A 14,452-nucleotide genomic window follows, 5' to 3' on the forward strand; every position below is an offset into this window, starting at 1 on the left:
ACATGGCATAGTAGAAATGACCTGACGATGTCCACCGTCGTTGGTCAAGCGTACGCGGAGTGTCCAGGAGTGTCTCAACTCAACGGTGAGGAGAAGCACGATGCCTGCATTCACGTTTGAGAAGATCTCGCCGCCGGTCCCCCGCGGCCCGATCCCTCCGATCGAGCAGAAGCAACGTGGCGTCATCGTGCAGATGCTCGACCGTTTGGTCGAGGCACGGGCCAGGCGTGCAGCCGGTCAGGACAAGGTCGAGACGCCCGGCCGCGATTCCCTCGCGCCGAAATAGCCAACCCGCAGATTCCGCTTACCGCGCGAGGTCCGATGCCTTCGCCACGGTCACGTTGACGACTTTGGTGCCTTCGAGCTCGCGCACGATCCGCTCGTCAGGGCCGACAATGCCCAGATCGAATTCGCGCTCCACCGTCAGCAGCGTCATGCGCTGGCCGGCGATGACGACGACGGTCATGTCGAGTGTCTCGCCGGATTTTGCCCATTCCCTGAGGTCGTTGCGAAACGGTTGCCTGCGCCAGGCATCGGGGAAGCCCGGATCGCATCTGACCTCGAGGCCGTCGTCCGACGTGGTCAGGACGAGCTTCGATCGGGAGGGCTTCCAGTGCTCCTCCAAGAGTTCGTTGACCAGCCAGACGCAGCTGAACGAGCGGCATTCCGCCGGCCGGCCTGGATAGATCTGGCAGCCGCGTCCGGGCCTGCAATGCGGGCACCATTTGTCGGCGGGCTTCGCCAGCTCCTCGATCGCCATCACCTTGCAGCAGAGCGTGCAGTCGCCGCACTGTCTGCCGGTCGCGGTCATTTCATCTCACCTTACCGAGTGCAGCAGCAGGCTGCTCCAGCCCTCGATCTTCAGATGCCGCAGCGGCACCAGCCCTCGGGCGCGATAGGCGGCAATGACCGCCGGCGCCTGATGGGTCAGCAAGCCCGAGAGGATGACCTGCGCGGACGGAGCGAGGTGCAGCGCCATCGGTCCCGCCAGCTGACGCAGCGGATTGGCGAGGATGTTGGCGAGCACCAGATCGAACGGCCCGTCCTCGGCAAACCGCGGCGACGCAAAGCCGGTGGCACGGATCACATCCACCAGATGTCCTGCCCCGTTCAGCCGGGCGTTCTCCTCGGCGACCTTGACCGACGGCGGGTCGATATCGCTCGCCAGCACCTTGCGATGCTGCGCCTTGGCGGCGGCAATCCCCAGCACGCCGGTCCCGGTGCCGAGATCGAGCACCCGGCGTGGCTGATAGGCTTTCAGCACATGGTCGAGCAGCAGCAGGCAGCCGCGCGTGGTGCCGTGATGGCCGGTCCCGAAGGCGAGCGCCGCCTCGATCTCGATCCCTAGCTTGTTTGGCGGTATCCTGTACCGGTCATGCTGGCCGTGGACGATGAACCGGCCGGCCGCGACCGGGACCAGATCCTCCAGGCTGGCCTTGACCCAGTCCTTTGCCTCGACCGTATCAAATACCAAAGTCGATGCGACGTCCTGCCGCGACACCACCTGACCAATGAGCTCGCGCAGCGAGGCCTGGTCCGGCGCCTCGGCAAAGTGGACGGTGACGTCCCAGCGGCCGTCTGGCCGCTCGAAGGCCGCAAAAGCCGCCTGATCCTCGAAATACAGCTCGGAAAGCGCGTCGACCACGCGCTTTGCGGTCGATTCGTCCGGAAGGGTGATGCTGGCGCGGTGTGTGGACGGGGTCATTGGAGGCCGGTAGCGCGGTTTTTGTTAAAATTTCAAGCCGCATTCAGTCGAATATCGCGAGAATTGATAGGTTCCCGGTTCAAGCAACTTTAGATTTCACCATAGTAGTACCGGTTCCGGAACCGGGAACTCCCTGTTCCAAGAGATCACAACCAAGGGCAGGGCAGCCATTGCGACCGGTATCGCCATCGCGATCATCGCTGCGGTGAACGGTGTCGGCTCGAACCTGAGCGGGACGTTCAACACGGTCGCCAGCTCGCTCAAGTAATTTCGCAGACGGCGTTCTCGAGCAAGCACCGGGCAATGAGGCCCGGTGTTTTCTTTTTGACAGATTGTCCACAGCGCCTCACGTAGCCTGTCCACAAGACATCCAGCGCGTCGTCCCGGGGTTGTCGGCCTCCGTTCCACAGGTAGTCCACCGCGAGATTCACTGATTGTCCCCGCCAAGGGACACCAGGTCTGCCTCCAGTCGACCACAGCTTCTCAACAGATCTGTCCACAGCTTGCCACGTCATCGGCGCGCCCGATGCGCCGTCCGTTCTATGCGAACAGCGCGCGATGGTCGGTGAGCACGGCCCGCGCGGCGTTGTGGCCGGGGGCGCCGGTGACCCCGCCGCCGGGATGGGCGCCGGAACCGCAATGGTAGAGACCGCGGAGCGGTCCGCGGTAGTCGGCGTGGCCGAGCATCGGACGCGCCGAGAACAGCTGGTTCAGCGTCAGCGCGCCGTGAAAGATGTCGCCGCCGAGCAGGCCGAACTGCCGCTCAAGGTCGAGCGGCGACAGGATCTGGCGGCCGACCACACTGCCTGCGAAGCCGGGGGCGTAGCGATCGACGGTCGCGATCATGAGGTCAGCGACCTCTTCGCGATGGTCGTCCCATGATTTGCCATCGGGCAATTGCGGCGCGACGTGCTGGCAGAACAGGCTCGCGACGTGCTGGCCCGGCGGGCTCAAACCGTCGTCGAGCGTCGAGGGGATCAGCACCTCGACGACGGGCGCGCGGCTCCAGCCGAGCTCGCGCGCATCGCGCCAGGCGCGATCCATGTAGCCGAGACCGGGCGCGATGATGATGCCGGCGGTGAGGTGATCGCCCGGGCCGGGCAGCGCCGTGAACGAGGGCAGGGAATCAAGTGCCACATTCATCCTGAACGTGCCGGAGCCGTTCTGCCATCGCGCGATGCGCGTGCGGAATTCGCTCGCCAGTGCGCCCGCCGGCACCAGGCGCGTGTAGAGCAGCTTCGGGTTGACGTTGGAGACGACATATTTGGCGCGTACCGTCTCGCCATTGTCGAGGATGACGCCGGTGGCGCGATCCTTCTCGACGATCACCTCGCGGACACCGGCATCGGTTTCGATCTCGACGCCATGGCTGCGCGCGGCGTGCGCCATCGCCAGGGTGATCGCGCCCATGCCCCCGATCGCGTGGCCCCAGACACCCTTCTTGCCGTTCACCTCGCCGAACGCATGGTGCAGCATCACATAGGCCGAGCCGGCCGCGTAGGGGCTGGCGTAATTGCCGACGATGGCGTCGAAGCCGAACAGCGCCTTGACGAGGTCGTTCTCGAAGCGCTCGTCGAGCATCTCGCCCGCCGAGCGTGTGAACAGGTCGAGCAGATTGCGCTGCTGCTCGAGCGACAGCCGCCGCAGAATGTTGGCGGTGCCGAGCGCGTTGAAGGCTTCACTCATCGCGCCGAGGCCAAAACCCTCGACCAGGTTCGGCGGCGCGCGCAGCACGAATTGGCGTAGCACATCGGCGATGGCTTCGAGTTCGCCCGAGAACACGCCGATTGTGTTTGCATCCCGCTGGCTGAGTTTCGCCACCGACCGCCGGGTGCGGCCTTCGCCGGTCAGCAGATAACTGCCGTCGGGTGCGGGGAGGAAGTTCTGCGCGCGACGCTCGACGATCCTGAGGCCGTGATCGGCAAGCTTCAGGTCGGAGATGATCTGCGGGTTGAGCAGGCTCACCGTGTAGGCGGCGACCGAATTGCGGAAGCCCGGACAAAACTCTTCGGTGACGGCGGCGCCGCCGACCACCTTGCGGCGTTCCACGACCCTGACCTTGAGCCCGGCCATCGCGAGATAGGCCGCGCAGGTGAGGCCGTTGTGCCCCGCACCGATGATGACGACGTCTGTTTCGTTCATGTCCGCTTCAAGAAGCAGTGATTAGAGCATGTGCTGTGGCGCCGCAGCGCCGCGTCGTCAAGTCCGCGTGACCGCGGTTTCTTGTCCGCGATACTGCCGTATGATCAAATTCAAATCCTCCGGTGCGGTGCCGCCGGACCGTCCGCCTCCGGCGCCCGCCGGGACCATGCCGGAGCTTTCATGACATCTGAGCCGTCCGCCTCGCGAAACCGGCTGGTGCTGGTTGTCTACACCGCGGCGATCTTCGTCAGCGCGTTGTTGCTGTTCTCGGTGCAGCCGCTGTTTACCAAGATGGTGCTGCCGCGGCTCGGCGGCTCGCCGGCAGTGTGGTCGGTGGCGATGGTGTTCTTTCAGTCGCTGCTGCTCGCCGGCTACGCTTATGCGCATCTCCTGATGAAGCTGAACGGCCGTGTGGTGCCGGTCGTGGTGCATCTGGTGCTGCTCGTCGTCGCGCTGCTGACATTGCCGCTGTCGATCAAAAGCGGCTGGGGCGAGCCGCCGACCTCGGGCTACGCGGTCTGGCTGCTCGGCCTGTTCGCGGTCTCGATCGGCCTGCCGTTCTTCGCGCTCGCCGCCAACAATCCGCTGCTGCAGGCCTGGTTCGTGCGCACCGGACACCCCAACGGCCCCGACCCGTATTTTCTCTATGCGTCCTCGAACATCGGCAGCTTCCTGGCGCTATTGTCCTATCCGGTGCTGCTCGAGCCGATGTTCACATTGCGCACCCAGAATCTCATCTGGACCGGCGGCTATGGGCTGCTGATCGTTCTGATCGCAGGGTGCGGCGTGCTGCTGTTGCGCTCGCCGGCCTATGCCGCCGCGCTCAATATGCAGGTCGATGATGTCGATGCGCCGGCGCCGTCCTGGCCGCGACGGGCGCGCTGGATCTTCCTGGCTGCCGTGCCGTCGGGCCTCCTGATCGCGGTGACGGCGCACATCTCGACCGACGTCGCGGCCGCGCCCTTGCTCTGGGTGCTGCCGCTGTCGCTGTATCTGTTGACCTGGGTACTGGTGTTCCAGTCGCGGCCGCTGCTGCCGCACAAATGGATGCTGCTGGCGCAGCCGCTGGCGATCGCCGGCGTCGTGATCCTGCTCGCGGTCGGCGGCGAGCAGAACCTGCTGCTCACGCTCGGTGGTCATCAGCTCTGCTTCTTCATCATTGCGATGGCCTGCCATGGCGAGCTCGCGCGTACCCGCCCTGCGGCGAAATATCTCACCGGCTTCTATGTCGCGCTGTCGTTCGGCGGCATGGTCGGCGGCCTGTTCGCAGGGCTGATCGCACCGTTCACCTTCTCATGGATCGCCGAATATCCGATCCTGCTGGCGCTCGCGGCGTTGTGCCGTCCGCCCGGCGGCGCGGAGCGGCTGCCGCGCTGGAGCGCCTGGTACTGGCCGTTCCTCGCGGTGCTCGCGGTGGCGCTGATCGCGCCGAGCTATTCGGCTGGCGACATCTTCAACTGGCTCGACGACCACCGGGTGTGGGTGATAGGCGCAGTCGGCGTGCTCTCGGCGCTGCTCGCGCTCGCACTGAACGCCAATCGCTGGAAGATCTTCGCCACCGTGGTCGTCGCGCTGGTGGTGCTGCGCGCCTATCCATCCGACGACGGCCGCGTCGAGACCGTGCGCAGCTTCTTCGGCGTGCACAAGATCGTGGTGACGCCGAACGGGCAGTACCACGTGCTGATGCACGGCACCACGATCCATGGCGCCGAAAAGTTCAAGAACGATGACGGCACGCCGGTCAGCGGAAGGCCGGAGCCGATCAGCTATTATCACAAGGATGGCGGCATCGGCCGGGCGATATCAGCGATCCGCGAGCGCAAGGGCGCGCCGCTGAAAGTGGCTGTCATCGGTCTTGGCTCGGGGACGCTGACTTGTGCATCGGCCCCCGGCGAGGACTGGCGCTTCTTCGAGATCGACCAGTCGATGGTCGATACCGCGCGCGACCCGAAATACTTCACCTACATCCAGAACTGCGAGCCGGACCTCAAGCCCGTCATCGGTGATGCGCGGCTGACCTTCGCCAAGGAGCCGAACGGCGTCTACGATCTCATCATCGTCGACGCCTATTCGTCGGATGCGATCCCGATCCACCTCGCAACCGAGGAGGCGATGGCGATCTACAAGGAGAAGCTGGCGCCGCAGGGCGCGGTCGTGATGCACGTCTCCAACCGGCATCTCGAACTCGCCAGCGTCGTGGTCGGCATTGCCGACGCCAACGACATGAAGAGCTGGGTCTACAGCGAGGATTCCGGCCGCGACAACGAGTACATCTTCTCGACCTCGGTCGTGGTCTCAGCGCGCGAGGAGGCCGACGTCGGCAAGCTCGCATCGTCAGACGTCTGGACCGAGACCGACGCCGACGAGAAGCAGCGGGTCTGGACCGACGACTATTCGAACGTGCTGGGCGCGGTCTACCGCCGCCTGCGCGATGGGGAGCAATAGACGCGAGCAGTCGCCCGACGAACTTCTAGTCCCACCGGGACGACAATCGCCGAATCGCTGGCCTGTCGCCGAAGCGATCGGCGAACGAGCCGGCCTCGTCATCGGGTACATAGGAGGCGGGCGGTGTACCGGGCGTCGCGCTTTGGGGCAAACCGGGTCCTCGCACGCCTTGCTGCTGCAAGTATTCCTCGAGCATGCCGGCCAATCCACGGGGCGCGCTCACCTGACCATCGGACGATGCCGGTCGCCAGTCGCCGAAGCGTTCGGCGAACGACGTCCCGCGATCCGGTTGAGACAATCCGAACTGATGAAGCGGAGAGGCTGAGATCAGCGGACCGCGGCGGCTTCCGAACGCCAGCGCGTCGTTCGTATCGTTTGGTCCGACCATGGCGCGGCCCGCCGCCAGCGTCTCGTTTGGGTAATGGATGGCCGTGTCGAACGTGTCCGGATTGTCCGTATGCGGTTCGTCAACATTGAACCCCGATGCTCCCGGTGCCCTTGGCGTTCAGCCTGTCCGGCTTCTCGAGCGGCTTAATGACAGAATAGTGCAAATGGTTCCCTTTCGAGAACTTGCCAGTGCCGCCGACGCGACCGACAATGTCACCGGGCCAGACGCGATCGCCCATGCGTACCTGAGGGGGCTCATCCATATGTGCATAGAGTCCGTAGCCGTTCGTCGTCTTCACGATGACCGTGTTTCCGCAACCCTCGTTGAAGCCCGAATAAACGACCTCGCCGGGGGTTTGAGCCGGAATTGGGGTTCCATGGGGCGCAGCGTAATCGACGCCAGCGTGGAATTTCTCCACGTGCAATACGGGGTGCATCCGCGGCGCATAATCGGAGTTCCGCTTGAACGGTCGCGGCGGCCTTGGAGGAACGTAGGGACGATATCGATCAGTCATTTAATCACCTTGGTCAAATCAACGAGCATGCCCTGCCTGCATTTGTAAACGCCGGCGCTGCCCTCTCCGTATACGCATCCCGGTTGATTATCGTCGTTCCACGTCAGGATCGACTGCCTTTCGGAAGGGGACACCGCAATTCGAAACGACCAGCGGCCGGTCTTGATCGGAAACACCTGGCGCACGAGAAGTCTGGAATTGGCGTTTCTGATCTCGGCGGCGTATTCCTTCGAGAGGAGGATCGAGTCGTCGACCCGCACCGGCGGCTTTCCCAGTGGGATGATCGTGCCCACAATTCCTCGCCCACCGATCGAGATGGACTCAATTCGCGGCCTGGCGAGACACTTTTTTTCAGCGACGCTACACTTGAGAATGGATCCTGGAGGTTGCTCTGTTTCCATGAAGAGTGTCACCACTCGTTGATCGTCTTCGAACCAACCGTCCTTGACCCATCCTGCGGGTGATTTCGTCATCGAGGCGATACTCACGCCATTGCGGTCCAGAATGTCGACGGACGTCGGATAGACGACGACGATCCTCGAGCCATTCGCGCTCCATTTGATCCACTCAGGCCGCTGCGTCTGGCCTACCGTCCGCTTGTCCTTGACTTGAACAACCCTCAGCTCGGGTGCCTGCGGCTTTAGTTCGAGCGGACCGGAGCTCGCGACGCTCTTAAAATCCGGCGAGAACGCTATCGCGCGATCATACGACGCAATCCATTGACTGCCGCCGCTTGCAATATCAACCATGAACACATGCTGTCCATGGATGTTGATCAACTGCCGGCCGTCGCTGCTACATTGGTATGGATTACCGGGCGAAATCGCTACTGCCGCGATCTTGTTGCCGGCCTCATAGGCATTCACCGCTCCGTTTTCGTCGAGAAGGTATCGGTCATGCTGGCCGCACCAGCCATAGAAACGCGCCGTCGGCAATGCGGTGTGAGGCAGCGATTCAAATGTAGGAACGGGTGTGGGGCGCGGCGACTGACCGCTCTCTTGGGCAATCGCAGGACCGGCTGAAGCCGGCGGCACAAACAATATTGCGCAAACGAAGAGATACACAGCGCGCAGCGCTTGAGGAAACGAACCGAGCATTGACAGCAGCACCAACGAAAAGGAGATAACGTTAGAACAAATAGAGAACATTGTCAAGTGCTCGCCGGGAGATTGTACGCGCGCTCTGAGCGCAACGCATGTTCGGCTTGCCTTCGTTTGCGCCGTGACGCTCACGCGCCGTGAGAAAACGAGGCGCATGTCCCGCGCGGACTCCGGACTTGCGATGATCAAGCTGTGTCGGCGAGAGCGGCCGGATTCCGAGCGCTTCACTACAGTCGAGCGATGTATCGCCGCCTGCGTGATCAGCAGCGGGCCGGCACTTTGCTAGCGGTCCGCCGTCAGCAGTCGGCCGATCTGGGCGTCGACGATGGTGGCGAACAACTCGGGATCGCCGAACGCCCGGGCCGAGAGCATCGCGCCGTGAACCGAGGCCATCAGCATCTGCGCTTCCTCGTCCGGCCGCTTGTCCAGGCGAAACAGATGTTGCTCCGCTCCGGCCTGCAGCACCGTCGCAAGCCATCGCGCGAGACCTTGAAAGTAGCCGCGGACGCGCGAGGCGACCTCGTCCGGCAGCATCGGCATCTCGCCGGCAAGCATCGCGCAGAGACAGAAGGGCAGCGACGCATCCCGAATGCAGGCCTGCCAGAAGTTCAGGTAGGCCTGGAGTTGTTCGACCGGGCTCGAGAACTGCTCTTGCAGGGAGTTCAGGCCAAGCTCTGTCTGCTGCCGGTAGCGGTCGACCAGCGCCGAAACCAGCTCGGCCTTGGTCGGGAAGTGATGGTGGATGCTCGCCTTCCTGATGCCGACCGCATCCGAAATGTCGGCGTAGCTGAACCCGTTATAGCCTCCCGTGACGACGCGAGACTGCGCGACATCGAGAATTCGGTCTGAAGTCGAGATCATTGAGCTCATGGCGGCGCCTACCTTCCGATAGGTAAGTTGTAAGGCCGGGCGGTGCTCCCGCTCGACACAAGAAGGTGTCTCGCCGCCAGGTTGACCCGAACTGTCTGTCTACCTACTAGAAGGTAGTTATAACATACAGGAGTCAATCAATGCCAAGCCGACTTCAAGCCCCATCCAGCTGGCTGCAATCCTACTATTTCGGGCGCGCGATCTTCTCGATCGCCTGGGTTGCCGCTGCCGTTCTTTTCAGCGGGCAAGCGGGCCCCACCGCGTTCCTGCTCGTGATCTACCCTGCCTGGGACGCTACCGCCAATCTGGCTGACGCCCGGGTCAATGGCGGGCTGATAGCCAATCCGTCACAAGCATTGAATGTGGTGGTCAGCACAATTACGGCGATCGCCGTGATCGTGGCGCTCAGCCACAGCAGCTATGCCGTTCTGGCAGTGTTCGGGGTTTGGGCGATACTCGCGGGTGTGCTGCAATTGTCCACCGGCGTCAGGCGCTGGCGTCATGTTGGCGCGCAATGGGCGATGATCCTGAGCGGAGCGCAGTCGGCCTTGGCCGGCGGCTACATGATCAGCCGGTCGATCGGCACCGTGGCGCCGACAATTCTGGACGTCGCGCCCTATGCGGGATTCGGCGCGTTCTATTTCCTGCTCTCTGCAATCTGGCTCGTCGCCAAAGGCTATCGCAGCGTACGTGCGTGAACGCTCCCTGGCGCGTCGGGCAGCGCCAGTTCGGCGTCAACGCGCCAGCTATTTCTTCTCCGGCGGCGCTGTCGTCGCGGAGGCGGGTGTGAAGCGGCGAGCAGCGGCATCGTCGGCGAGGTCTCACCGGCGTCCTCGTCGAGGAATTGCTCGACGCCGGCCTGGATCGACGATTTCGCCCTGTCGGGGCCGCGGTCGCTGAGGTCGTTGTGGTGGAATTCGGTCCTGACCACCTTGATGCCGAGTCTCGCGCAGGTCTCGTCGTCGGGCACGACGCCGGGATCGGCCTTGAACACCGGGTCCCGGGAGCGGAACGACAGGATCTTGATCTTGCTGTCGGTGATGAAGGGGACGCGCAGATTGTCCAGCGTCACGACCTTCTTGACGAGGTCAGGATGTTGCTTGGCGAAGAACATCGAGATGTCGCCGCCGTTGGAGTGACCGATCAGCGTCAGCTGGCGATAGTTTGCGTTCGGATAGCGCTTCTTCAGCTCGTCGATCGCATACATGATGTTGAAGACGCCGCGATTATATTGCATGCGGCGGCCGACATATTCCTCGCCGACCTTGGTCACCATCGGCGCATCGCTGTCGAGATCATGCTGGACGCTGACCACGAGATAGCCGCGTGATGCGAACACATTGGTGAGGAACGAGTACTCGGTGTTCCTGACGGTGTTGCCATGGCTCAGGATCGCGACCGGCAACTCGATCATCTCGGCCATCGCCTGCATTTCCCGGTCGCGCCGGACCGCGACCTCGACCGTGACGTTGCGATCGTCGCGCAGAACGTCGTGGAACGTCAGCGTCGTGTGACGGATGGCCCATCTGTCCGTCGTGAAATAGCCGGCCATCGCCACGATGCACAGGCAAAGGACAATGATGCCCCGTTTCATGTCGACCTCTGATATTGCCTACGCGACCCGCGCTTCTCGCCCTGGCTTCATGGGCATTCCGCGTGAATCGGCCTCCAGGGGCCAGGCGGGCGCTCTTGCCGCCGAATATCGGGCTAATTTTACAATCGGATGACAGTGCGGCGACCGGCTACGGCGCACGACGACGCCGGCCCTTTGCGACGGTCACAAGCGGGTGAGGGGAGCGCGAACTGACGGCGCGCTCCCTGCGGCGCCGTCAGCGGATCAGGAGAGCTGCTCAGTCCTGATAGTTGTTGCCGTAGAAGCCGCGCTGCTGCTGCTGGTAGTAGGACCGCGGCTGATAGTAGCCTTGCGGCGCCGCCGCGTAGCCCGGGTTGGCGTAGTATTGCTGCTGGCCATAGGCCTGCGCGTCGTAGCCGCGGCGGCTTGACGGCGGCGCCGGGTAGCGCTGCGCAGTCGAGCTTCCGTCCGCCGGATAGATATAGCCGTCATCGGCGCGGGCCTGCGCCGGATATTCGCGCGGCTGCGGTGTCAGGACGACAGGGTCGCCGGCGGCGGCGGTGCCGTACTGCTCGTCTTGCTGCGGCGCGCGGCGGGCGACGGCGGTGCCGTTGCGCCCGCGCGGATTGCGTGCCAGCGCGACTTGCGCCGAGCCGGTGAGCGTCACCGTGGTGTTGAGCACGCCTTCCTTCTGGACCAGGGCGTAGAGCGTCGATGCGTTGTCGCGCGACAGCCGCACACAGCCATGCGAGGCCGGTGTGCCGAGGCGGCCGACCGAGTCGGTGCCGTGGATCGCGTGTCCTATCTTGGTGAAGAAGATCGAGTGCGGCATCGGCGCGTCGTCGAATTCCTTTGAATAGTGATCCTCCTCCATGCGGAACGCGCGGAAGCTGCCGTTCGGGGTTTCGCGGGAGGGGATGCCGGTTGAGACCGGCCAGTGATAGCGCGCGACGCCGTCGACCGCGACCGTCATCTGCTGGTTGTCCTTGTCGATGGTGATGTCGACCTTGGCCTGCGCGGCGCTGGCGGTAAAAAGGATCACGGACGTGAACGCAATGAGGAACGAACGCATTCTATTACCCTTGGCCTCCAGGCCTGCAAAGCCGTGGCTCTCCGTCCCCGGCAACCAATATGCCCGGAATCCGAACTTGGTTCCAGTGGCGAACCTCGCGCATCGTTAATTCCGCCCGCGGCGCAAACAAGGCCGAAGCCGGGCCCTCCTGTCACGGCGGACTGACATTTTCGCGAGCACGCCGCGACTACTGCCCTGGTCGGTCACCGAGACGCAACCATTTGGCCGCATGCGCGTTTCACAATCCCGCCCCGGCGGCGCATTCGCGCCGCGCATCAAGGAACCAAGATGAACAACACCAAGGTCAAGACCGCGGCCGTCGTCCCAGCCGGCCTCTCCGCGCGGCTCCCGCTTGCGGCCGCAGCCCTCGCTTTGGCGCTGGTGACTGTCCCCCATGCCGGCCATGCACAGGGCATCGTCCGCGGGGCGCATGAAGGCGCCTATGAGGGCAACAGGGTCGCAGGTCCAGTGGGCGGTGTGGTTGGCGGAGCCGTCGGTGCCGGCGTCGGCGGCGCCATGGGCGCGGTCAAGGGCGTGTTCGGGATCCCGGATCGCGGCTACCGCCGTGGCCACCGCTGCCGCGGCTATTACCGCCACGGCCATTTCCATTGCTATTGATTGGGGAAGAACCGTAGCCCGGATGGAGCGCAGCGAATTCCGGGGGCCGGTCTCGCCAGATTGCGCGGCTGTCCCGGATTACGCTGCGCTTCATCCGGGCTACGAGACCTTCTGAAGCTTGGTCAGTTCTTCAGCCGGTAGCCGGTCCGGAATATCCATGCCACGATCACCATGCAGGCCATCAGGAAGCCCGCGGTCATGCCGAGGCTGAGCCCGACGCTGACATCGGCGATCTCATAGAAGCTCCAGCGGAAGCCGGAGATCAGATAGACCACCGGATTGAACAGCGTGAGGGTGCGCCAGCCCGACGGCAGCATGTTCACCGAATAGAAGCTGCCGCCGAGGAAGGTGAGCGGCGTCACCACCAGCATCGGGATCATCTGCAGCTTCTCGAAGCCGTCGGCCCAGATGCCGATGATGAAGCCGAACAGGCTGAAGGTGACCGCCGTCAGCACCAGGAAGGTCAGCATCCACACCGGATGCTGGATATGCAGAGGTACGAAAAGTCCGGCGGTGGCCAGGATGATCAGGCCGAGAATGATCGACTTGGTGGCGGCCGCGCCGACGTAACCGATGACGATCTCGAAATAGGAGATCGGCGCCGACAGGATCTCGTAGATCGTGCCGGCGAATTTCGGGAAGTAGATTCCGAACGAGGCGTTCGAGATGCTCTGGGTCAGCACCGACAGCATCACCAGCCCCGGCACGATGAAAGTGCCGTAGCTGACGCCCTCGACCTCGGTGATGCGCGAGCCGATCGCAGCGCCGAACACCACGAAATACAGCGAGGTCGAGACCACGGGCGAGACGATGCTCTGCAGCAGCGTGCGCCAGGTGCGCGCCATTTCGAACAGATAGATCGCCCGGATTGCGCGGTAGTTCATGGCGCCCTCACGAGGCTGACGAAGATGTCTTCAAGCGAGGACTGCCTGGTATCGAGATCGGATATCCGGACGCCGGCATTGCGCAGATCGTTGAGCAGGCTGGTGATGCCGGTGCGATCGCCCTTGGTGTCGTAGTCGTAGGTCACCGCGTGACCGTCCTCGGAGAGTTCGAGATTGTAGGCGGCGAGCGCAGCCGGAATGGCATCGAGCTTGTTCTGCAATTGCAGCGTCAGCTCCTTCTTGCCGAGCTTCTGCATCAGGGTCGCCTTGTCCTCGATCAGGATGATCTCGCCCTTGTTGATGACGCCGATGCGGTCGGCCATCTCCTCGGCTTCCTCGATATAATGCGTGGTCAGGATGATGGTGACGCCGGACGCCTGCAGTTTGCGCACCACTTCCCACATCCCCTTGCGCAATTCGACGTCGACGCCGGCGGTGGGCTCGTCGAGGAACAGGATTTGCGGCTCGTGCGACAGCGCTTTCGCGATCATCACGCGGCGCTTCATGCCGCCGGACAGCGTGATGATCTTGCTGTCCTTCTTGTCCCACAGCGACAGGTCGCGCAGCACCTTCTCGATATGGTCGGGGTTCTTAGGCTTGCCGAACAGGCCGCGGCTGAAGCTGACCGTTGCCCAGACCGACTCGAAGGCGTCGGTGTGCAGTTCCTGCGGAACCAGCCCGATCATCGATCGCGCCGCGCGATAGTCCCTGATGATGTCGTGTCCGCCGATCGAAATGCGGCCTTCGCTCGGATTGGCGATGCCGCAGATGATGCTGATCAGCGTGGTCTTGCCGGCGCCGTTCGGTCCGAGCAGCGCGAAGATCTCGCCCTTGACGATATCGAGATTGACGCCCTTCAGCGCCTTGAAGCCGGAGCCATAGGTTTTCGAAAGATTGGATACGGAAATGATCGGCGACATGGAGGATCGGCAGCGTGAGGGAAGGGCGCGCGCGGATTGGGGCCCGGGCGGGGCGTGATGCGGGTTCAGCCCAGATAAGAACGCATATTCCGTTCTGCAATCACCCGTCGGGGCAGAAATTTATTCCGCAGCGCGCCTCAGGGGCGCACGGACAAAATATCGAAAACAACCCCATGCAAAGGAGCCGGCGGCTGGCGGCGGACATTGCAGCTTGACCAGTC

At 63.5% G+C, this 14,452-nt stretch carries 14 protein-coding genes; 4 read left to right on the forward strand and 10 right to left on the reverse strand.

From position 1 onward, the window contains the following. The first annotated feature begins 100 nt into the window (after positions 1–100). Positions 101–286, forward strand: a complete 186-nt coding sequence (locus ACVISU_RS31995) for a hypothetical protein (RefSeq protein ID WP_050401935.1) — start codon at positions 101–103, stop codon at positions 284–286. Between the two features lie 18 nt (positions 287–304). Here the strand turns inward: ACVISU_RS31995 and ACVISU_RS32000 are convergent, their stop codons facing one another. The 3 genes from ACVISU_RS32000 to ACVISU_RS32010 form a co-directional block, all read right to left on the reverse strand. Beyond that, positions 305–811 carry a hypothetical protein gene (locus ACVISU_RS32000; protein WP_456709583.1) on the reverse strand — a complete coding sequence of 169 codons (507 nt, stop codon included), beginning with the start codon at positions 809–811 and terminating at the stop codon, positions 305–307. Positions 812–817: 6 nt separating this feature from the next. Next, complete coding sequence (locus ACVISU_RS32005) at positions 818–1,705, reverse strand: 50S ribosomal protein L11 methyltransferase (protein ID WP_456709584.1); 888 nt, start codon at positions 1,703–1,705, stop codon at positions 818–820. 540 nt (positions 1,706–2,245) lie between these two features. Continuing rightward, entirely contained in the window at positions 2,246–3,847 is a 1,602-nt protein-coding gene (locus ACVISU_RS32010) for a phytoene desaturase family protein (RefSeq protein WP_456709585.1), read from the reverse strand. A gap of 180 nt (positions 3,848–4,027) precedes the next feature. Between ACVISU_RS32010 and ACVISU_RS32015 the strand changes: the two genes are divergently transcribed. Then, positions 4,028–6,292 (forward strand): spermidine synthase, encoded by a 2,265-nt coding sequence (locus ACVISU_RS32015; RefSeq protein WP_050401931.1) that lies wholly within the window; start codon positions 4,028–4,030, stop codon positions 6,290–6,292. 467 nt (positions 6,293–6,759) lie between these two features. Here ACVISU_RS32015 and ACVISU_RS32020 read toward each other — a convergent pair whose 3' ends face one another. From ACVISU_RS32020 to ACVISU_RS32030, 3 genes are all read right to left on the reverse strand, one after another. Then, positions 6,760–7,194, reverse strand: a complete 435-nt coding sequence (locus ACVISU_RS32020) for a M23 family metallopeptidase (protein ID WP_456709586.1) — start codon at positions 7,192–7,194, stop codon at positions 6,760–6,762. Further along, entirely contained in the window at positions 7,191–8,348 is a 1,158-nt protein-coding gene (locus tag ACVISU_RS32025; RefSeq protein WP_456709587.1) for a hypothetical protein, read from the reverse strand. The genes ACVISU_RS32020 and ACVISU_RS32025 overlap by 4 nt, the downstream gene beginning before the upstream one ends. Before the next feature lie 228 nt (positions 8,349–8,576). Further along, the gene (locus tag ACVISU_RS32030) at positions 8,577–9,164 is read right to left on the reverse strand and encodes a TetR/AcrR family transcriptional regulator (protein WP_456709588.1); all 588 of its coding nucleotides are present in this window, start codon (positions 9,162–9,164) and stop codon (positions 8,577–8,579) included. Positions 9,165–9,304: 140 nt separating this feature from the next. Here ACVISU_RS32030 and ACVISU_RS32035 point away from each other — a divergent pair, with 140 nt between their 5' ends. Then, a complete protein-coding gene (locus tag ACVISU_RS32035) occupies positions 9,305–9,862 on the forward strand; it encodes a DUF308 domain-containing protein (RefSeq protein WP_456709589.1) in 558 nt (185 codons plus the stop codon). Here the strand turns inward: ACVISU_RS32035 and ACVISU_RS32040 are convergent. Together ACVISU_RS32040 and ACVISU_RS32045 are read right to left on the reverse strand one after the other, a co-directional pair. Then, positions 9,841–10,758: an alpha/beta fold hydrolase gene (locus tag ACVISU_RS32040; protein WP_456709590.1), complete on the reverse strand. Its 918-nt coding sequence runs from the start codon at positions 10,756–10,758 to the stop codon at positions 9,841–9,843. The two genes, ACVISU_RS32035 and ACVISU_RS32040, sit on opposite strands and share 22 nt — an antisense overlap. Positions 10,759–11,014: 256 nt before the next feature. After that, positions 11,015–11,809 carry a L,D-transpeptidase gene (locus ACVISU_RS32045; RefSeq protein WP_456709591.1) on the reverse strand — a complete coding sequence of 265 codons (795 nt, stop codon included), beginning with the start codon at positions 11,807–11,809 and terminating at the stop codon, positions 11,015–11,017. Between the two features lie 288 nt (positions 11,810–12,097). On the opposite strand from ACVISU_RS32045, the gene ACVISU_RS32050 reads away from it, so the two are divergent. Beyond that, on the forward strand, positions 12,098–12,427 hold the full coding sequence (locus tag ACVISU_RS32050) for a hypothetical protein (protein ID WP_050401925.1): 330 nt from the start codon (positions 12,098–12,100) through the stop codon (positions 12,425–12,427). A 122-nt stretch (positions 12,428–12,549) separates the two neighbouring features. On the opposite strand, the gene ACVISU_RS32055 is transcribed toward ACVISU_RS32050, so the two are convergent. Together ACVISU_RS32055 and ACVISU_RS32060 are read right to left on the reverse strand one after the other, a co-directional pair. After that, the gene (locus ACVISU_RS32055; RefSeq protein WP_050401924.1) at positions 12,550–13,311 is read right to left on the reverse strand and encodes an ABC transporter permease; all 762 of its coding nucleotides are present in this window, start codon (positions 13,309–13,311) and stop codon (positions 12,550–12,552) included. Next, entirely contained in the window at positions 13,308–14,231 is a 924-nt protein-coding gene (locus tag ACVISU_RS32060; protein ID WP_456709592.1) for an ABC transporter ATP-binding protein, read from the reverse strand. The genes ACVISU_RS32055 and ACVISU_RS32060 overlap by 4 nt, the downstream gene beginning before the upstream one ends. Between the last annotated feature and the right edge of the window lie 221 nt (positions 14,232–14,452).

This window comes from Bradyrhizobium sp. USDA 4452 (genome assembly GCF_054063575.1).